This is a genomic window from Paenibacillus apiarius, from assembly GCF_017052585.1.
In the GTDB taxonomy this organism is placed as follows: domain Bacteria; phylum Bacillota; class Bacilli; order Paenibacillales; family Paenibacillaceae; genus Paenibacillus_B; species Paenibacillus_B apiarius.
Genome location: NZ_JAFFHZ010000001.1, coordinates 129,871 through 150,463, shown reverse-complemented (window position 1 = coordinate 150,463; position 20,593 = coordinate 129,871). Strand labels below are relative to the sequence as shown.

Genomic DNA, 20,593 nt, shown 5'->3' with positions numbered 1-20,593 from the left:
AACAGACGCGTCCCTTGGAACAGGTTCGCGTCTGTGTTCGTGGCGTTAGCTTTTGCGGTTTGAAGGGGATGGGTTTTTTTGGCCGGCTTTCACTGCATCCCACACCTGTTTGCCGTTCATTTTAACACCAAATGAAATAGATTCCAAATACTTTAATTGTTTTTTCTCATAATTTTCATCTTTTTTAACGATTTGATCTTTATAAATAAAATAAGGATCGAACGACATAGAAATCCCATCCTCGTCTATCATTAACGTCAACAGTCCCGTATCTGCGCGATCGTTCCGGACATAATCGGGAAACAGGAAATTGCCGATAGAATAGGCGATTGGTTTATCCTTGTAAAATTCAAACCCTTGCAGCACATGAACATGGCTGCCGATAATCGCGTCTGCCCCGGCATCGATCATTTCCCGGGCATAGTCGCGCTGCCATTTTTCAGGCCGGTTGTTTTTTTCAACGCCCCAATGCATATAGATGAACAAATAGTCGCAGTCTTTCCGTTCCCGTTCGATGACGGGCAGGACGCTGGACTTGTTATAGGCTTCGGCAATCCCCGGCCTATCTTTCCCGGCGAACCAATACGTCTGCGGGATGAAGCGGGAGAAGGCAAGAAATTTAACTGTCTTTCCCTTCAAGGTAACGGTATGAGCCCGATACGCTTCTTCTTTGTTCATCCCTCCGCCGACATAGGGCAAGTCGTATTCCTTCAAGTAGTGCAGCGTGTCGAGAAAGCCCTTCTGCTTGAAATCAAGTGTATGATTGTTGGCGATCGAGACGAGATCGAATCCGGCATTTTTCAGCCCTTTCAGCGATACCGGATCCGACTTGAAGTTGTACCATTGATTCGTATCCTTCTCGGTATGGCGGGTGATTGTCGTTTCCAGATTGACCACGGCAAAATCGGCCTTCTGCACGTCGGCGGCTACATATTGGAAAGGATAATCCGGCCCTTTTTGCCGGATTGTTTTTTTGACGGACCAATCCATCAGCGCATCGCCCGCAAATATGATGTGTATCGGCCCTTGTTCTGGGGGGAGTGCGGCCGATTCGTCGTTCGGCGTCCCTTCTTCCTGCACTGCTGGCGCGGCAGCGATAGATGGCGAAGCGGGAGGAGACGCTACTTGGAATTCGGCTTGGCCGGATTGCTGTGCCTCAAATAAAGGATAGTGATAAATGCCAATGAAGATGCCGCAGATGACGGCGGCTAACAAGCCGCATAGCGCCGCCATGCGCTTCATCCGCCGATTTCGAAGCTGTCTTCGCTTTCGATGCCGTTCAGTTCGGCCTACCCGATTGTGATGGTGCTGCAACAGGCTCCTCCTATTCGCATTGAACATGCAATGTTATTATACTGTCTTTTTGGGTTATATTTACTTTATTATAATGCGCCTCTGCATAGGATAAGTATCAGAACGATTTCAATATCATATATTTTTTGTTACGAATGGGAATGCCGCCCCCGTTTTCTTTTTAAAAGCGCTATGGTAAAATAAATATGCTTACATTTTGTAAGTTAAGAAGGAGGGATGAACGGATGGAATCACATCATTTGGGTATGTGCCCGCGGTTTGAAGCTGCGTTTTGCGTGCTAGGCAAGCGCTGGAACGGACTGCTCATACAGGTGCTACTGAGTGGCCCGAAGCGATTTAAAGACATTTCCGCACTCATTCCTACCATGAGCGACAAAATGTTGAGTGAACGTATGAAAGATCTTGAAGCGGCAGGTATTGTTGTGCGAAATGTATATCCAGAGACACCTGTTCGCATTGAATATGCGTTGACTGATAAAGGGCGAGCTCTGGAGCCGGTCATGGAAGCCATTCAGGAATGGGCGGAACGTTGGGTGAACGAACCGGTGGAGTGCGTTGGCGACGATGATTCAACTTCAGAACATCCGGTGAATTCATAAAGAGAATAGCTCTTCATGAAAGGGTGAGAATGAATGCAAGATATCATTGTTATCGGTGGAGGGCCTGCCGGAGGAAGCGCGGCATTGTTCGCGGCCAAAGCGGGCAAAGCTACGCTTGTGCTGGATAACGATCATGGTCTGACCAAGCGGGCATGGCTTGCGAACCATTATGGAGTGAGCGATATCTCCGGACCTGACATGTTGGCGATTGGCCGTGAGCAGGCTGAGAAATTCGGAGCTGTCTTCAAGCAGGACAAAGCGGTTCTCATCGAATCCGGTTCTTCTTCGGTCACCGTGAAGACGGAGAGCGGAGACAGCTACGAGGCTCAGCATGTCATTGTCGCGACGGGACTTGCTGTGGATGCTGCGCAGCAGAGCGGATTGAAGCTGAAGCCGGGCACAGAGCCGCGCGTGAAGACGATTATCGACACGGATGATAAAGGCCGGACGAGCGCGGACCGGGTGTGGGCCGCTGGAACTGCCGCCGGGGTGAGCATGCATACGATCATTACGGCAGGAGACGGCGCCAGAGTTGCTATCCATGTTATTAGCGAGTTGAATGGCGGGCGCTACGTGGATCATGACATCTTTACAGGATAATAGCATTAAAGCGTCATATATCCTTATAAACCGGGGAGAACTTTTGTTCCCCGGTTTTTTGTTTCCTGCGGGCTGGCTCCTTTTAGTCGTTGTAAACTGCTAGGGTACCCCTTATAATAGATCGGAATGACGCTGAAAATAGACTATAGGACAGGGGAATGACATGACCATTCACATCATTACGGACGGCAGTTCAGATTTAACTCCAGAGATTATTCAACAATTCGGCATTCACGTTGTGCCGCTCTACGTTCGGTTCGGTCAAGAGGTGCTCACTTCCGACATGGACACGACAGCTTTCTACGACCGGATGCGAGAGGAGGAAGAATTGCCGAAGACGTCCAGTCCGTCGCCTGCCGATTTCTATCACATGTACAGATCGCTTGGCACGGAGAATGATATTTTGGTCTTGGCCTTAACATCCAGCTTGAGCAGCACTTACAATCACGCTGTCATGGCAAAAGCGATGTATGAGGAAGAAGGTCACCCCAATCGGGTCGAGGTCATCGATACGAAGACGACCTCCTTGGGATTGGGCCTGCTGGTCGTGCGCGCGGCTCAATTGGCCAAGGAGGGCGCAGGGCTGCATGACTTGATGAACAAGATGATGAATTACGTGAATCATACCCGAACTTACTTTACGCTGGATACATTGGAGAATGTCATTCGTGGCGGCCGGTTGAGCCGATTGAAGGGTACGGTTGCCTCCATGTTGAACATAAAGCTTCTGATGGAAGCAAACGAAGAAGGCTCAATCGAAGTCATGGAGAAGATTCGCGGAACCCAGAAGACGCTCCGCCGTCTGATCGAGAAGGTCGGCGATGCATGGCATCAAGTCGATAAAGATTGGATTGCGCTTGCGCACTCTAACTGCGAGGAGCGCGCCAAAGCATTCCTGAAGGAATTATTGGATAAATATCATTTTGATCAGGTGCTGTTCGTCAACATGGGACCGATCATCGGCACGTATGCCGGAGAAGGCGGGGTTCTGGTCACGTTCCAGGAAGCTCCTCAGCCGTCGTAAATTTGTATGAAATGAAGTGACCGTAATCACGCTTCCGTTGCTTTATCTAGCGTATGATGAATCCAGATTCATAAGTCATCATACTTTTTCAGCTCTCTGCGTACAGCGAGAGTGAAGGATAAAGGAGTGGAAGCTTTATGTTTTCAACCGATATGACCGTGCGCGATGCGGTGCTGCAATATCCCGCTGCCAGCGATTTGTTCAAACGTTTAAAAATAGATTTCTGCTGTGGAGGGAACCGCCCGATTGCCGAAGCGGCAGCCGAGCGCGGATTGGAGGCAGATGCGATCGTCGCCCAATTAGCGGAAATGAAGGCCCAAGCGCCTGCCGCAAGTCCCGCGATGGAGTGGCAATACATGTCCTCCCGTTCATTGATTGAGTATGTCGTGAATAAGCACCATCGTTATTTGCGCGAGCAGCTGCCGCAAATCGCAGCCAATGTGGCCCGCGTAGCCCATGTGCATGGGGGAGACCAGCCTCATCTAATCGAGCTGTTTGAGAAGTTCAATCAGCTGAAAGCGGAGCTTGAAGAGCATATTGCCAAGGAAGAGGAGCTGTCATTCCCGCTCATTCTTGCAGCGGAGGAAGAGCCGGCTGCCGTGACGCAAGCCGGGGTTGCGGGCACGATTCAAGAGCTTGAAGGAGAACACGATGGAGCGGGTGCGCTTCTGAAGCAAATACGCGGACTGACCGGGGACTTTACGCCGCCGGAGGGAGCGTGCACGACATACCGGATTACGTATGCGCGGCTGGAGGAATTGGAGGGCATGACCTTCGAGCATGTTCATCTGGAGAACAACGTTCTCTTTCCGCGATATGGCGTTGCCTGAGCGGATGCTTTATTGCCGGCAGCTTGGAGGAAGCCTGTAACTGCAACCGTTAATGATACGCCTAACCAACTTAGCGTACGTTAGGGACGAATATATAATACTAGCGAACGATCGGCGATACGCCGGTCGTTTTGTTGTATTAACGATGTAAGATGCACATTTAGGAAAATCTATGTTAAACTGGTATGGAATCCTAATATATAGAGAAAGGGATGTGTTAACATGGTAAAAATCAAGGTGCAGGAACATTTTTTGAATCAATTGGTGTCCGAAAAAATAATGATTACGCTGATTACAAAAAATGGTGTGCGCATGCAAGGTACGATCACTTTTTTTGATACGTACAGTATTTTGCTGCAGACGGATTTGAAATCGAACCTGATTAACAAAGCGGCCATTTCCACCATTATTCCATCAAAACGCGTGTCATTATCGAATCAGAGCGATCGAGGCAACAACTCGAAATGAATGCTGGCCTTGTCACCTATGAATGAAACGTAATGCAAAAAGAGCGAAAGAGTCCCTTGGCAGGGACTTTTTTCTTTGCCAATTTACTGTATATTTTTCAATGAGGCTGCTATGGCCGCGAAAAACAATATAGGGGTAAAAGAATTCGGCTTATACAGATGCTTTGACGGAATCACATCTATAAAAAAGACTTTTCTTTGTGATATGATGTTAGAACAGGAAAGTATGCAGTGAAACTGTTGACAGTTGGAGGAATCAGTATGTACACCATTATGATCGTGGAGGACGATGACAAAATCGCTTCCATACTACAATCTTCTCTTGCAAAATACGACTATAACGTCGTGCGGGCTACGCAATTCAAAGCGTTGAAGGACGAACTTTTATCGATAAATCCCGACCTGATTCTGCTCGATATTCATCTTCCGGCGTATGACGGCTTCTATTGGTGCCGTCAGTTCCGCAATGTAACGAATGCGCCGATTATTTTCGTGTCTGCACGCACGGGCGAGATGGATCAGGTGATGGCCATCGAAAATGGCGGCGACGATTTTATAACGAAGCCGTTCCATCTTGATGTGCTGCTGGCTAAGGTGAAAGGCGTGCTGCGCCGCACGTACGGCGAGTACGCGGCAAACGGCGGAGGCAACGGAGAGGAACTGGCCGTTCAAGGGCTGGTGCTGCATCGCTCGAAGAATACGCTGGAATGGCAAGGCGAGCGGGTGGACTTGACGAAGAACGAAGCGCTTCTCGTCGGCTGCTTGATGGAGCGAATCGGACATATCGTGTCCAGGGAGACGCTCCTCGAAACGTTATGGGACGATGTCGATTTCGTCGATGACAATACGCTTACCGTAAACGTGACCAGGGTGCGCAAGAAGATGGAGGAGATCGGGATACACAAAGCGATTGAGACGGTTCGGGGGCAAGGATACCGTATGCTGGCCTCGTGGGTGGAGCAATGAAACTTGGCATGACTTTTCTCCAATATGTGAAGGACCGCTTGACTATTATTTGTTCGTGCCTGATTGCGATTGCGTTGTCTCTGGTCGTCGTATGGCTGGATCTCGGAATCGGGCAGCGATATGTTTACAGCGAGAGCTTAATTTATATTTTCATTCTCGGAGCGATTGTTATGATGGCGGGCTTGGTGTTTGACTATACGAATCAGCGCCGCTGGTATAAAGAGATTTACAATGCGGAATCGAACTTGAGCGATAGCGATTTTACGCTATGCTTGCAGCACCCTGTAACGAGGGAGCAGAAACGGATGCATGCATTGGTGACCCGCCAGTACCGCTCATTCATGAACGAGCTGCTCTCTTTGCGCCAAGACAGGGAACAGCATGTTCATTTTACGAATCAATGGGTCCACCATATGAAAACACCGGTATCGGTTATCCATCTGCTAACCCAGCAGCCTTCGCATAACTTGTCTGGCACAGAGACGGAGGAGCTCCTCTCCAGCATAAGCGAAGAGGGGGATCGCCTGACGCGGGGGCTGGATATGATGCTGCATACCGCCCGTCTTGACAAATTCGAACTGGATTTGCACGTGTCGGGCCTTCATCTGCAGCATGTGATCCGGCAGGTGATTAATCAGAATAAAAAATCGCTTATCCGGTATCAGATCTTCCCGAAAGTAACCCCAGGCGACATCATTGTGGAGAGTGACGAGAAGTGGCTCTCTTTCATTCTGACTCAATTGGTGACCAACGCCATCAAGTATTCCAAGGATAAGCCAGGCGCTAAGACGCTTCAGTTCCATGTGGAGGAGGCGAATGGAGTCGTTCGTCTACAGGTGGAGGATGAGGGCGTCGGCATTGCGGAGCAGGATATTCCGCGCGTGTTCGAACCTTTCTTTACGGGTGAAAATGGCCGGAAAGAAGGGGATGCAACCGGAATGGGGCTTTATTTGGTAGGTAAAGTATGCGCGCGCCTCGGACACACGGTGAGCATTGCTTCCAAGCTTAATGAAGGAACTACGGTGACGCTGTTGTTCTCGACGACGGCGCTGCACCATGATTTGATTCAACGATCTTAGCTGTATGGCAAGGCAGAAATCAGCCCTTTTTCAGAACAGAAGAAGGGCTGTTATTATTGAAGGTTACAAATTTGTAAGTGATGGAATTCGATTGAAAGCTTATTCGATGTCGGAACGGAGCCCCAAGGGGATATACTGAGAACATAGCGAATAGGATGCGACAAAGCGTTAAGACAGGCAGGAAGGAAAGGAGTTTGCTGCTCATGGCCGTTTTAAAGGCGGAACAACTATCGAAAGTATACGGAACGAGAGGGAAAATGACTTATACTGCCTTGCAGGATATTAACTTGCAGGTGGAGAAAGGCGAATTTGTAGGAATTATGGGTCCCTCCGGAAGCGGGAAGACGACCCTTCTTAATATTTTGGCGACGATTGACAGCCCGACCTCGGGCAGCGTTTATATTAACGGAACGGATCCTGTGAAGCTGAGCAATCGGAAACTGGCGCATTTTCGGCGTCGCGAGCTTGGATTCGTGTTCCAGGATTTCAATCTGCTGGACACGCTCAGCATCAAAGAAAACATCATCGTGCCGCTTGTGCTTGACGGCGTGAATACGAAAGAGATCGAACGCCGGTTGGGAGATGCGGTAAAATGGCTCGGCATTGAGCATATATTGGACAAACGCACATACGAAGTATCGGGCGGCCAGAAGCAGCGCACCGCGATCGCGCGAGCCGTCATCCACCAGCCTTCGCTGCTGCTCGCCGATGAATTGACGGGCAATTTGGATTCCAAGTCTGCCAAAGACGTGATGATGGCCTTGGAAGACTTGAATGAGAATGCGAATCGCACCATTCTGATGGTGACGCATGATGCTTTTGCCGCAAGCTTCTGCAAACGAATCATCTTCATTAAAGACGGACGGCTCTTCTCGGAAATTCGCCGCGGCGCAAATCGGCAGACCTTCTTCCAACAAATCCTGGATTCGTTAAGCTTGTTAGGAGGGAACTTCGATGACGTTCCGACGGCTCGCTACCAGTAACGTACGCGGAAGCTGGCACCGGTACAGCGCCTATTTTTTAAGCAGCGTCGTTGCCGTGATGATATTTTTCGTGTACGCCGCATTCATTTATCATCCCGATGTCGTGAACGGAAATATTCGCGGCGGCGATACGGTGCGAAAAATGATGGTGGCTTGCGAATATTTGATTATCATCTTCTCTTTTTTCTTCACCCTCTATTCGAGTTCGGCTTTTTTGAAATCGAGACAGAAGGAATTCGGGCTTCTAACGCTGTTCGGCATGACGAAGGCACAGCTGCGGCGCTTGGTTTTTTATGAAAATATGACGATTTCTTCGCTGGCGATTGTCGTCGGGATGGGAATTGGCACCATCGTCACGAAGCTGTTTCTGTTGGCAATGTCTCGCATGCTGGGCGTGGAATCCCCGATACGGTTCTATATCGATTCGTCAGCCATACTGGTGACGGTTGCGGGTTACTTGGCATTGTTCGCCGCCATCTCCCTGTTTTCGCTCAGAAAAGTAGGACGCACGGAAATTATCGATTTAATCCGCTCGGAGAAGCAGCCCAAAAAGCCGCCAAAATTTTCTTGGGTCCTCGTTATTTTGGCGTTGTTCTCCTTGATGCTGGGCTACAGCTTGGCGTTCGTCACGAATATGGAGCTGTTTATCGCGACGGCACTGCCGACGATTGGGTTTACGGTGCTGGGCACATACTTTTTGTTCACGCAGCTTAGCGTGGCCATCATCAGGCTCCTGCAGCAAAATAAACGATTTTATTACCGCCGCACGCATTTGCTGAACGTGTCGCAAGCGGCGTTTAAATTGAAGGATAATGCGCGGGTATTGTTCAATGTTTCGATTTTGTGCGCTGTCATATTGACGGCGACGGCCACGTTTTATTCCATTGATCAAGGCATGAGGGAGCAAACGCTCATAGAGAATCCTTATGTATTCACATTAAGCTCGACCAAAAATGACGTTCCCGTACTGCTTCCCGAACTGGTGAAGGGGTGGGGGAAGGATGACGGGTTCGAGATTACGGATTTTGCCGAGATTCGGCATGTGCAGGTTAAAATAAAAGGCGAGCGGTTCGAAGATGATTATAGCGGCATGATTGCCGTATCCGATTATAACCGCATGGCCGGAATTCTGAACGAGCCCCCCCTGTCCGTTGCCGGGAATGAGGCGATTCTCGTGAATCAAGCGAGTGTCGAAGGGTACGGAAGTATAGGCTCGCGCCCGCCGGCAGACGAAAAAAAATATACAGGCGCGATGAAGGCGACCATTGATGAAAGCGAGCATACCGCGATGCTGAATGTAACGAAGCGCATCCAGAAGCGGGTGCTTGATCGGGTTTATTATGGTTTCAATTTGCTCGTCGTGGATGATCTCATCCTCCATAAGATGTATAAAGCGGCTCCCGACTCCGCTGCCCGCACCATTCAAGTGTACAACTGGAACAATTGGGAGAATTCCATCAGGCTCGATCAGAAAATACGCGATCATTTGCCGAAAAATGAAAATGGGAATTACTACGTAACAAGCCGCGTAGAAATGTGGAACGATTATATGCATGCGACGGCATTGACGCTGTTCATCGGAATGTTTATCAGCCTGTTATTCTTTCTTGCCAGCGGAAGTGTTATCTATTTTAAATTGTTTACCGATCTGCAGGACGATCAAGCTCATTTCAGGGCGCTAACGCGCATCGGGCTGTCGATCAAAGAAATCAGGCACGTCGTGACGGTGCAGGTCGGACTCATCTTCTTTGCTCCTTGCTTGGTTGGCAGCATGCATACGATGTTCGCCATGAAGACACTCAGCAATCTGATGATGACGAACGTGATGTGGTATGCTCTCATCGTGGTCGGCATGTTCGTGCTGATGCAGACGATCTATTTTTTAGCGGCCCGGCGCGCTTACATGAAAAAAATATTGGAGGAAGTCGTCATGTAAACAGCCTTATCTTGTCGAGAAATGAATAAACGGACATTTTTTGTTACGGGATTGATACGATTTCTTGACCTCTTTGCTGCATAATAGACTTAGAAGTCCAAGTGCAAGCATTGAAATAGAGGGCAAGAAAGTGAGTGAAGGCATGATACATCAGACGCTCAACTACATTAGGCGTGTACAGAGGAGAGGAACGCTGCTCGCGTTGCTGCTGCTTCTTTTTACCGCAGCGTGTTCTAAAGCACCTGATCAAAATGAAATGATATCCGAAGAAAAACCAGTTCCGACACCTAAAATTACGATCAAAATTGATGGCGGATCCTATATACCAAATTTATCTGAACATATATCGTTGGAGTGGAAGTCGGGGATGACGGTGACAGAAGCGTTGAAGCAGTCAGGCTCCGTGAAATTGGCAGAAGATCATCTCAGTATCGCATCTGTCGGAGACGTGTCGCTGGACACCAAGATGGGTTGGGGCATTTTGTTAAACGATGAGGAACTTAGGAAGCCCGAGTCCATGGAGAACAGCATGCAGCCGAATGATTCGATCGTCGTCTTTGTCAAACGGCATGACGTAAAAACAAATGCGGCTCCATCTCCCGGCTTCACCTTGCGGATTGATGGAGGCAAGACGGTGCCTGAAATAACAAATTCCTATGCGGTGTCGTGGCAGGAACAGATGAAAGTCAGCGACCTTATCGGGGAGTTTGCTCTCATTGAATTGTCGCCAGACGGAACAGATGTGACAATTATCGGCAATCACAAGCTGGATAGCTCCGTAACGGTCAACATTAAAGTGAACGATACCCCGATGCAACTAGATAAAGGATTGGAGCAAATCCTTCAACCGGATGACCGCGTGGAATTGAATATTTCGCCCTGATGCTTCATGATGAATGGAGACATGGCCCTTGAATTCAGGTTTGCCGCCAAGCAAGCTGAATTCAAGGGCTTCTTGTATGTTCAGACTAACATGCGGGATAGGAGCCGCTTGTATGGATGAACAAATTGTGACCAGTCGCTGGTATAAAGTTGAAATTGTGAAAATTGCCATAATTGAAGTGAGCGTAATCACACTTCAGGTTCATCTATTTCCAGTAAGATACAGATGTGATCAACATATCATAACTCGAGCTTATTGGGAACATGCAGTTAGATAGGGATACAAGAAGAAGGGCGCTTTGCGTTATGTTATGTGAAAAATAGAACATGTACATGTGTAAATCCGCTTGCTGACATTATGCGGGCGATGGAGGAGGAACCAATCATGACACGCAAACTGCAATTGGTCGTTATCGGAAACGGGATGGCGGGGATGAACGCGGTGGAGCAGTTGATGAAACTGACCGACAGCTACGACATTACTGTCATCGGTCAAGAGCCGCATCCGAATTACAACCGCATCATGCTGTCCTACGTGTTGGATGGCAGCAAGACGATGGACGATATTGTCATCAACCCGCGCGCTTGGTACGACGAAGCGGGCATTACCCTTTATGCCGGCACGACAGCGACGAAGGTGGACACGGCCCGCCGTGTCGTCCACATGGACAACGGGCGCGAAGTCGGCTACGACCGTGTTATCATTGCCACGGGATCGACGCCGTTCATCCTGCCGGTCCCGGGAGCTGATAAACAAGGCGTCATCGGCTTCCGCAGCATAGAAGACTGCGACCGGATGATGGAGGCCGCGAAGCTGTACAAGAAAGCGGCCGTTATCGGCGGCGGCTTGCTCGGTCTAGAGGCGGCCAAAGGGCTCGTGCAGCTCGGGATGGACGTGACGGTTGTCCATCTGCCGGATTTCCTGATGGAACGGCAGCTTGATGAGAAGGCGGCCCGCATGCTGCAGGCGGAATTGGAGCGGCAAGGGCTCAAGTTCGCGCTCGGCAAACAGACACAGGAGCTGTTCGGCGGCGACCGCGTCGAAGGGCTGCGCTTCAGCGACGGCACCGAGCTGGAAGCGGAATTCGTCGTAATGGCCGTAGGCATTCGTCCGAACGTGGACCTTGCCCGAGCCAGTGAACTGATTGTCAATCGTGGCATCGTAGTGGACGATTATATGCGCACCGCAGCAACGGACGTATATGCCGTAGGCGAATGTACGGAGCACCGCGGCGTATGCTATGGGCTCGTCGCCCCGTTGTTCGAACAAGGCGCGGTGTTGGCCAAGGCCTTGGCCGGAGTAGATACGAAGCCGTATGAAGGCTCGGTATGCTCGACGAAGTTGAAGGTATCCGGCGTGGACGTATTCTCGACAGGCCTGTTCTTGGAGACGCCGGAATGCGTATGCGTGACGTTCCATGATGCTTGGAAAGGCACCTACAAAAAAATTGTCCTGAAAGATAACGTTATTGCTGGCGCCGTGCTGTTTGGCAATATCGACGACGCCTCGAAATTGGAACGGCTCGTCAAGCAAGGCGCGGAAATGACGGAGGAACTCTATAACGAGCTGACCGGTGCGGGAGGATGCTGCGGCACGAAAGCAAACGCGGCTGCCGACTTTGCCGATGATGATATCGTATGCGGCTGCAATGGCGTCACCAAAAAGATGATCGTGGACGCCATCTCGGAGCAGGGCTTAACGACACTTGACGAGGTCAAAGCCTGCACAGGCGCATCCCGTTCTTGCGGCGGATGCAAGCCATTGGTGGAACAACTGCTGCAGCACGTGCTCGGTGACGGCTTTGAAGCTGGGGGCAAGCAGGGGATATGCGGCTGCACGACGTTGACACGCGACGAGATTGTAGCGGCTATTCGGGAGCAGGGGCTCCGTTCGACGACAGAGGTTATGCGCAGGCTCGACTGGAAGCAGGAGGAAGGCTGCTCCAAGTGCCGGCCGGCACTGAACTATTACTTGGGCATGATTTGGCCGCTTACGCATCGAGACGAGAAAGACTCGCGCTTTGTCAACGAGCGCATGAATGCGAACATTCAGAAGGACGGCACCTATACAGTCGTGCCGCGCATGTACGGCGGTATGACGACACCGGCGGAATTGAAGAAGATAGCAGACGTATCGTTAAAATATAACGTGCCGCTCGTGAAAATGACAGGCGGGCAACGAATCGATATCGTCGGTGTGAAAAAGGAAGATTTGCCGAGCGTATGGGAGGAGCTGAACATGCCGTCCGGTTATGCCTATGCCAAATCGCTGCGTACCGTCAAGACATGCGTTGGCGCGACCTATTGCCGCTTCGGCACGCAGGATTCGATGGGAATGGGCGCTCTATTGGAACGCAAGTTCGAACGCATCGATTACCCTGCCAAAGTAAAGTTCGCCGTCAACGGCTGTCCGCGCAACTGCGCTGAATCGTGCACGAAGGATATCGGCATCGTCGGGAACGACGGCGGTTGGGAAATTTATATCGGAGGCAACGGCGGCATTAAGGCGCGTTTGGCTGACTTGCTGTGCAAGGTGAAGACGGATGAAGAGCTTATTGAAATTACTGCGGCAGTCCTTCAACACTATCGTGAAACGGCGAATTACTTGGAGCGCACCTCGGATTGGGTGGAAAGAATCGGATTGGAGCATATTCATAAGACGACGGTTGAAGACGCGGAGGGACGCAAACAGCTGGTGGCACGGATGGATGAAGCTTTGTCGTCGCGTGCGGAGGAACCGTGGCGGCAAGTTATTGCTGATCAAGATCTGCGCGACAAGATGTTCGGTAAAGTCTTCGTTCATCAATAAAGGGAGATATAGTGACGAAAGGAGCGTTGGCATATGTCAATAAATAGGGAGGCATCATGGGTTGCCGTCGGCCAACTGGAAGATTTTATCCCTAGAGTGGGGCGTGTCGTATTGATCAATGGCATAGAGGTGGCGGTATTCCATACGACGGAGGCCGTATATGCAATTGAGAACCGCAGTCCACATCCGAAAGGCGGACCGTTAAGCGAAGGAATCGTCTCCGGCTATTATTTGTACGATCCGCTGCATGATTGGAAGATCGATCTGCGCGACGGGTGTGTGCAAGCGCCCGACACGGGGCAGGCCCGCACCTTCCCTGTTCGCCTTGAAGAAGCTGCAGTATACATCGCCGTGGCGTAAACCATTAGACGTTGGGCGGCAGTGGCAGCCGCAGTAATTAGAACATAGATAAATGGATAGGGATATGATGTCGGCATGCACGTTTGGAGGGAGAGAAACCCATGTATACACCGACATTGGAAAAAATCAATGAGGCAGTTGAAGCGAAAAAGAAGCTGATGGCCAGCGGTTTGCTCCGTTACGTGGTAGCCGCAATGCTTGCAGGGGCGTATGTCGGCTTCGGCATCATGCTTATTTTCACAGTGGGCGGCAACTTTAAAGCAGCCGGTTCGCCCGCCGTTCCGATGGTGATGGGCATGTCATTCGGGATTGCGCTCACACTCGTCATTTTTGCCGGGTCAGAACTGTTCACGGGCAACAACATGCTGTTTACAGTAAGCAGCTTATCCGGCAAAACACCATGGACGCACACGTTGAAAAACTGGGCTATCGTCTTTGCCGGTAATTTGCTCGGTGCAGTTCTGTTTAGCCTGCTCATTAAAGCTTCAGGCGTATTCGGCGGCATTCCGGCAGAGCATCTGCTGTTCGCGGCGACAGCGAACAAGATGAGCATGCCGGTAACGGAGTTGTTTTTCCGCGGCATTTTATGTAACTGGCTTGTCTGTCTGGCCATTTGGACATCCATGCGTGCCAAAGAAGACATTGCGAAGCTGCTGCTCATCTGGTGGATGCTATACGCATTCATCGCCACCGGGTTCGAACATAGCGTGGCGAACATGTCGCTCATGACCGTGGCGCTGCTCTTGCCGCAGCATCCGGATACGATTACGCTGGCGGGCTGGCTGCACAACATGGTGCCCGTCACGCTCGGCAACATTGTCGGCGGGGCCGTCTTCGTCGGAATAGCTTACTGGTTCATCAGCCCGGTCAGAAGCGCTCGCAGCAAAATCTAAATTCAAAGCAGCTATATACAGGAAATCCAAGTATTCAAAAGCCAATATCGCATTCATAAAGCAGATAAGTCGATAAGCAATAAGTCTGGAGCAAGTATATGGCTCTAGGCTTTTTTATTGTGACGCAATATTCATTGTCGTGATGCTGTCGTGTTAACTGCCATATTACCGATGCAAGGTCGGCCAACTCCGAGTAAATCGTTCTTAGCATCATTCTCCCCGAGACTCAGAGACAGAATAATCCCCGGCATGCGTTCGCGATAGTGTATCGCTCTCTATTTGCGTGCGGAAAAGGAGAATATCTGTACTCGTCTATTTCGTGGAAAAAAGGTAAGGGGAAGAAATTTGTATGTTGCGCAGAGCCTCCTTTATCTGGTTTACTAGGGATGTACCATGTTAGCGGAAACATTTTGTTTCGAATAGGCTATGCAGTTCCATAATGGGAGGTTACAAACAATGAGTGAAGCGACTCAGCATGACGATGCGCAACAGGAAGAGCAAGTAGTGGAGCAAGGCGTACACAACTTCAGTGCGGAAGATGAATGGGTGAAGCCGGAAGAACCGCAATTGCAGGAGCGTCTGGAATGGTTCAAAGACCAAAAGCTCGGCTTCATGATGCACTGGGGGACGTATTCCCAATTGGGAGTTGTGGAATCTTGGGCGCTTAGCGACGAGGATGCAGACTGGTCCCGGGACGGTATCGACTGGGATGTGGACGGCGAAGAACTGAAGCGGCAATATTTCGATCTAAACAAGACGTTCAATCCGGTCCGTTTCCAACCGGACGTATGGGCTGATTTGGCGGCGGAAGGCGGATTCAAATACTTGATTTTTACGACGAAACATCATGACGGGTTCTGCATGTGGGATACGCAAACGACTGACTACAAGATTACGGGAGCGGATACGCCGTTTCACTCGCACAAATATGCCGATATCTGCAAGCATCTGTTCGATGCGTTCCGTGATAAAGGCCTGGCAATTGCAACCTATTTCTCCAAAGCCGATTGGCATACTCCCTATTATTGGGCACCTGACATGGAGCGAGGCAACAAGACATGGCGCGGACCGTCGTACAATCCGAAGGAGCATCCTGAGCTATGGGAAAAATTCGTTCAATTCACTCATGAGCAAATCATGGAGCTGTTGACAAAGTACGGCCGTATCGATGTGCTGTGGCTGGATGCCGGATGGGTAAGAGAAGGCAGCAGAGTGTGGCAAGATATACGCCTTGGCGAGGTCGTCGAGCGTGCGCGCGAGCAACAGCCTTGGCTCCTTTCTGCCGACCGGACGGTAGGCGGACCGTACGAAAATATCATCACGCCGGAGCAGACGATCCCTGAAGGACCGATGGATGTTCCGTGGGAAAGCTGCATTACGATGGGAACGTCGTTCTCTTTCCGCTATGAAGATAAGTACAAGCCAACACGGCAGCTTGTCCATATTTTGCTCGAAGTTGTGGCAAAAGGCGGAAACCTCGCGTTGAACGTCGGTCCACAACCGGATGGACGGCTGCCGGAAGGGGCTATTGTCCGGATGAAGGAAATGGGAACGTGGATGAAAACTTACGGAGAGGCTGTTTACGGCACAAGAATTTGCGCGCCGTATTTTACGAAGCAGTGTGCGTTTACCCGCAAAGGAAATACGGTATATTGCTCGTACCTGTACCCTTCAGACAATACGCTTGTTGAGGAAAACGTATTCATTCCATATACCGGCGCTGTAGGCAAAGTGGAATTGGTCGGTACGGATGAGGTGTTGGACTTCAAACGCGTAGAGGATGGAGTAAACATCACTCTCCCGGCATCTGAGCTTGCAGAAAAAGCGCCTATTGCTCATGTTTTCCGCATTACAGCTTAGTAGCGAATATAATTTTGCAACAATGATGTTACCGATAAATAAAGAAGAGGGGCAGATGCCCCCTCTTCTTTATTTATAAGGATGCACTTGTCATCAACGATAATGCTGCCCATCCCCTTAGATACGGCATATCTCCTTCGGGCACATCTCGCAATGGCATATTTCTTGCAAATGTTCGAGCTCGCGAATGACGATCATGCCGTTCTCGTACTCGACCACTCCTTTTTTGCGGAGGTCGCTAAGCATGCGGTTGACGCTTTCGCGGGTAGCCCCGATCATGTTGGACAGGTCGGTATGCGTAATCTTTTTGTTGATGAGAATGCCGCCGTCCTCCAACTCCTCGCCATACGTATTGGAGAGGCGGATTAAGGTCGAGCACAGCGCTCCCGGCTTGCCGTACATCATCAGGTCGCGGAATTTCGTCTGGGTTAGACGATGATGGATACCCATCCATTTCATAAAATCAATTGAAAAATCACAGTGTTGGCATATTAAAATTTCAATATCCTTCTGTTCGATCAGCCAAACATCGGCTTCTTCGACCACTTCGGCAGTGAAGTTATGCTTCGTGCTGTGAAACGGATCCACCTGGCCGACCAAGTCGCCGGCCTGATACATGTACAGGATAAGTTCTTTTCCTTCATCCGTCGATTTAGTAATCTTGATGCGGCCGCTCTTCAGCAGAAACAGCTTGTCGGAGACGTCGCCTTCCCAGAACAGGTGAGAGCTTTCCGGATAAGTGCGGTCTTTGGCTATACTGATTAAGCGCTCCACATTTTGTTCCGAAAAGCACGATGTGTTGCAGGGTTCTTGAAATCGTTCCATGATGTTAGTCACTCCATTCTCCTCCAATTTGTCTATTTCAATTTTTAGTTATTATGACCCAAGGTATTCCATGTGACAAGTTTCACTATTTTATACGATAATACTATCATGGAGGTTCCAGCGAAAGATGTCAATTTAAATAGGCTAAAAATTAGTTACATTTTTGCGAAAACGCCGTGATCATCGTCATAATCATAAAACGAAAAAAGAAATCATAAAGTAGTTTAACCTGTGATGCAGATCACATACCAAACGAAAATCATCGGTTACAATGAATATGTGAAATGATTCACAAGCAATAATAACCATTGAACCTCAGATAAGGCCGTAACAGACCAAACACAGACCTAAAGAGAGAAACCAAGTCTAAGGTTCACACTTAGTCCTTGAATGGAGGCGGAGAGAATGGCAACGAAACCAGAATTGAAAGCTGCAGAGAAAAAGACCGAGCAAACCGTAAATGTCGAGAAGCACATTCAGCAATTGATTGACCGCGCGAATAAGGCGCAGGAAGCATTCATGGATATGAATCAGGAGCAAATCGACAAAGTGGTTCAACAAATGGCGTTGGCAGGCTTAGACAAACATATGCATCTCGCGAAAATGGCTGTGGAGGAAACGGGCCGCGGCGTATACGAGGACAAGATTACGAAGAACATTTTTGCGACAGAGTACATTTTCAACCATATTAAATATGAAAAAACTGTAGGCGTAATTGAAGACAATCCGAACGGCGCCTATATGAAGATAGCCGAACCAGTGGGGATCGTGATGGGGATTACGCCGGTAACGAACCCGACATCGACTACGATGTTCAAAGCGCTCATTTCGATTAAGACGCGCAATCCGATTATTTTCGGGTTCCACCCTTCCGCACAGAAGTGCAGCGCGGAAGCGGCCCGCATCTTGCATGACGCGGCTGTGAAATATGGGGCGCCTGAACATTGCATCCAATGGATCGAGTTCCCGTCGATGGAAGCGACGAATGCGCTCATGAATCATCCGGACGTAGCGCTCATCCTGGCAACAGGCGGCGCGGGCATGGTTCGTTCCGCGTACAGCTGCGGCAAACCGGCGCTTGGCGTAGGTCCCGGCAACGTGCCTTGCTTTATCGAGAAGACAGCGGACTTGAACCAAGCGGTAACCGATCTGATTCTGTCCAAAACGTTCGACAACGGGATGATTTGCGCATCCGAGCAGGCGGTCATCATTGAAGAGCCAATCTTCAATCAGACGAAGAAGCTGATGCAATCCCAAGGCTGCTACTTCCTGAGCAAAGAGGAAATCGGCAAGCTGCAGGGCAGTGCCATGAAAGCCGAAACGTGTGCAGTAAATCCAGTAATTGTCGGCCAGCCGGCGACGAAGATTGCCGAAATGGCGGGCATCAATGTGCCGGACAACACGAAGATTCTCGTGGCCGAGCTGGAAGGCGTCGGACCGAAATATCCGCTGTCCGCCGAAAAATTGAGTCCCGTGCTTGCCTGCTATAAGGTGAAGACGGCACAGGAAGGCATTGACCGCGCAGCAGAGATCGTTGAATTCGGCGGCATGGGCCACTCTTCGGTCGTCCACACGAACGACGACGACGTGATTGCGAAGTTCTCGGACCGCCTGCAAACAGGACGCATTCTCGTCAACTCGCCATCCACGCACGGCGCCATCGGGGACCTGTACAATACGAATATTCCGTCCCTGACGCTCGGCTGCGGTTCTTATGGCCGCAACTCGACGTCCTCGAACGTAACGGCGGTGAACTTGCTCAATATTAAACGGGTGGCGAAGCGTACAGTGAATATGCAGTGGTTTAAAGTGCCAAACAAAATCTACTTTGAAAAAGGGGCAACCCAATACTTGGCGAAAATGCCGGACATCAGCCGCGTCATGATCGTTACCGACCCGATGATGGTGAAGCTCGGCTATGTGGAAAAATTGGAGTACTACTTGCGTCAGCGCCGCACTCCGGTCGCTATCGAAGTATTCTCGGACGTGGAGCCGGATCCGTCCACCAAGACGGTTGAACGCGGCACGGAAATGATGCACAGCTTCCAGCCAGACTGCATTATCGCGCTTGGCGGCGGTTCGCCAATGGACGCTGCGAAGGGCATGTGGTTGTTCTACGAATATCCGGACACGGAATTCGACAACTTGAAGCAGAAGTTCCTTGACATCCGCAAACGGACTTATAAATATCCGCGTCTCGGCCAGAAGGCGAAATTCGTAGCTATTCCTACAACGTCCGGTACGGGTTCGGAAGTGACTTCGTTCGCCGTCATTACGGATAAAGAAAAAGGAAACACCAAGTATCCGCTGGCCGATTACGAATTAACGCCGGATGTAGCCATCGTGGATCCGGAATTCGTATACAGCTTGCCTAAGACTGCCGTAGCCGACACCGGTATGGACGTGCTGACTCACGCGATTGAAGCGTACGTATCTGTCATGGCGAACGATTACACCGATGGCCTTGCGATTAAAGCGATCCAGCTCGTGTTCGAGAACTTGGTGAAATCCCATCATGAAGCATGTCCAAAGGCGCGCGAAAAAATGCACAACGCTTCGACCATTGCCGGCATGGCGTTCGCGAATGCCTTCCTCGGCATCAACCACAGCTTGGCGCACAAATGGGGCGCGCAATATCATACGGCGCACGGCCGCACCAATGCCATTCTGATGCCGCACGTCATTCGCTACAATGCGAAGAAGCCAACGAAGTTCGCTTCGTTCCCGAAATACGACCACTTTGTGGCGGATGAGCGTTACGCCGAAATCGCGCGCATTCTGGGATTGCCTTCCCGTACAACGGAAGAGGGCGTTAACAGCCTCATCAAGGCGATTCGTGACTTGAACCGCGAGCTCGGCATTGAGGAATCGTTCCAGGCGATTGGCTTCGACGCGAAGGATTTCGAATCCCGCGTAGATTATTTGGCGGACCGCGCGTTCGAAGACCAATGCACAACGGCGAATCCGAAGCTGCCGCTTGTGCCGGAATTGGCGGAAGTGTACCGCAACGCCTTCTACGGCCGCTTCGAGTAATTATGCAGCAACTGAAAGCATGAAGAACATGACAGTCTAATCCACCTTTCCTTTATACAGCAGCGAAGAGACCAGCCCTCTTCGCTGCTATTGTCTATTTTCATGAAAGCGAAACCATTTGCTTTCAACTAAA

At 50.2% G+C, this 20,593-nt stretch carries 17 protein-coding genes; 15 read left to right on the top strand and 2 right to left on the bottom strand.

The annotated features are described in order from the left end of the window. Positions 1-45: 45 nt before the first annotated feature. Positions 46-1,314 (bottom strand): CapA family protein, encoded by a 1,269-nt coding sequence (locus JSQ80_RS00715; protein ID WP_240463433.1) that lies wholly within the window; start codon positions 1,312-1,314, stop codon positions 46-48. Positions 1,315-1,538: 224 nt separating this feature from the next. Between JSQ80_RS00715 and JSQ80_RS00710 the strand changes: the two genes are divergently transcribed. From JSQ80_RS00710 to JSQ80_RS00645, 14 genes are all read left to right on the top strand, one after another. Then, on the top strand, positions 1,539-1,913 hold the full coding sequence (locus tag JSQ80_RS00710; protein ID WP_087433695.1) for a winged helix-turn-helix transcriptional regulator: 375 nt from the start codon (positions 1,539-1,541) through the stop codon (positions 1,911-1,913). A 33-nt stretch (positions 1,914-1,946) separates the two neighbouring features. Continuing rightward, the gene (locus JSQ80_RS00705) at positions 1,947-2,513 is read left to right on the top strand and encodes an FAD-dependent oxidoreductase (protein ID WP_206093966.1); all 567 of its coding nucleotides are present in this window, start codon (positions 1,947-1,949) and stop codon (positions 2,511-2,513) included. A 163-nt stretch (positions 2,514-2,676) separates the two neighbouring features. Then, a complete protein-coding gene (locus tag JSQ80_RS00700) occupies positions 2,677-3,537 on the top strand; it encodes a DegV family protein (RefSeq protein ID WP_206093965.1) in 861 nt (286 codons plus the stop codon). Positions 3,538-3,674: 137 nt separating this feature from the next. Beyond that, positions 3,675-4,367, top strand: a complete 693-nt coding sequence (ric, locus tag JSQ80_RS00695; RefSeq protein WP_206093964.1) for an iron-sulfur cluster repair di-iron protein — start codon at positions 3,675-3,677, stop codon at positions 4,365-4,367. Positions 4,368-4,589: 222 nt separating this feature from the next. Further along, a complete protein-coding gene (gene hfq / locus JSQ80_RS00690; protein WP_206093963.1) occupies positions 4,590-4,835 on the top strand; it encodes an RNA chaperone Hfq in 246 nt (81 codons plus the stop codon). A gap of 260 nt (positions 4,836-5,095) precedes the next feature. Continuing rightward, entirely contained in the window at positions 5,096-5,800 is a 705-nt protein-coding gene (locus JSQ80_RS00685; RefSeq protein WP_087433700.1) for a response regulator transcription factor, read from the top strand. Then, a complete protein-coding gene (locus tag JSQ80_RS00680) occupies positions 5,797-6,879 on the top strand; it encodes a sensor histidine kinase (protein WP_206093962.1) in 1,083 nt (360 codons plus the stop codon). Before JSQ80_RS00685 ends, JSQ80_RS00680 begins: the two co-directional genes overlap by 4 nt. A gap of 203 nt (positions 6,880-7,082) precedes the next feature. Continuing rightward, entirely contained in the window at positions 7,083-7,862 is a 780-nt protein-coding gene (locus JSQ80_RS00675) for an ABC transporter ATP-binding protein (protein WP_087433701.1), read from the top strand. After that, the gene (locus tag JSQ80_RS00670; protein ID WP_206093961.1) at positions 7,834-9,798 is read left to right on the top strand and encodes an ABC transporter permease; all 1,965 of its coding nucleotides are present in this window, start codon (positions 7,834-7,836) and stop codon (positions 9,796-9,798) included. Before JSQ80_RS00675 ends, JSQ80_RS00670 begins: the two co-directional genes overlap by 29 nt. A 130-nt stretch (positions 9,799-9,928) precedes the next feature. Then, entirely contained in the window at positions 9,929-10,681 is a 753-nt protein-coding gene (locus JSQ80_RS00665; RefSeq protein ID WP_336245692.1) for a hypothetical protein, read from the top strand. Between the two features lie 384 nt (positions 10,682-11,065). Next, the gene (gene nirB, locus JSQ80_RS00660; RefSeq protein WP_206093960.1) at positions 11,066-13,489 is read left to right on the top strand and encodes a nitrite reductase large subunit NirB; all 2,424 of its coding nucleotides are present in this window, start codon (positions 11,066-11,068) and stop codon (positions 13,487-13,489) included. 33 nt (positions 13,490-13,522) lie between these two features. Continuing rightward, the gene (gene nirD / locus JSQ80_RS00655; RefSeq protein ID WP_176392824.1) at positions 13,523-13,849 is read left to right on the top strand and encodes a nitrite reductase small subunit NirD; all 327 of its coding nucleotides are present in this window, start codon (positions 13,523-13,525) and stop codon (positions 13,847-13,849) included. Between the two features lie 101 nt (positions 13,850-13,950). Then, complete coding sequence (locus tag JSQ80_RS00650) at positions 13,951-14,742, top strand: formate/nitrite transporter family protein (RefSeq protein WP_206093959.1); 792 nt, start codon at positions 13,951-13,953, stop codon at positions 14,740-14,742. Positions 14,743-15,198: 456 nt separating this feature from the next. Continuing rightward, complete coding sequence (locus JSQ80_RS00645; protein WP_206093958.1) at positions 15,199-16,602, top strand: alpha-L-fucosidase; 1,404 nt, start codon at positions 15,199-15,201, stop codon at positions 16,600-16,602. A gap of 117 nt (positions 16,603-16,719) precedes the next feature. On the opposite strand, the gene JSQ80_RS00640 is transcribed toward JSQ80_RS00645, so the two are convergent. Further along, positions 16,720-17,427, bottom strand: coding sequence for a Crp/Fnr family transcriptional regulator (locus tag JSQ80_RS00640; RefSeq protein ID WP_087433781.1), 708 nt, complete (start codon positions 17,425-17,427; stop codon positions 16,720-16,722). A 405-nt stretch (positions 17,428-17,832) separates the two neighbouring features. Here JSQ80_RS00640 and adhE point away from each other — a divergent pair, with 405 nt between their 5' ends. Then, complete coding sequence (gene adhE / locus JSQ80_RS00635; RefSeq protein ID WP_206093957.1) at positions 17,833-20,460, top strand: bifunctional acetaldehyde-CoA/alcohol dehydrogenase; 2,628 nt, start codon at positions 17,833-17,835, stop codon at positions 20,458-20,460. Positions 20,461-20,593: the final 133 nt, after the last annotated feature.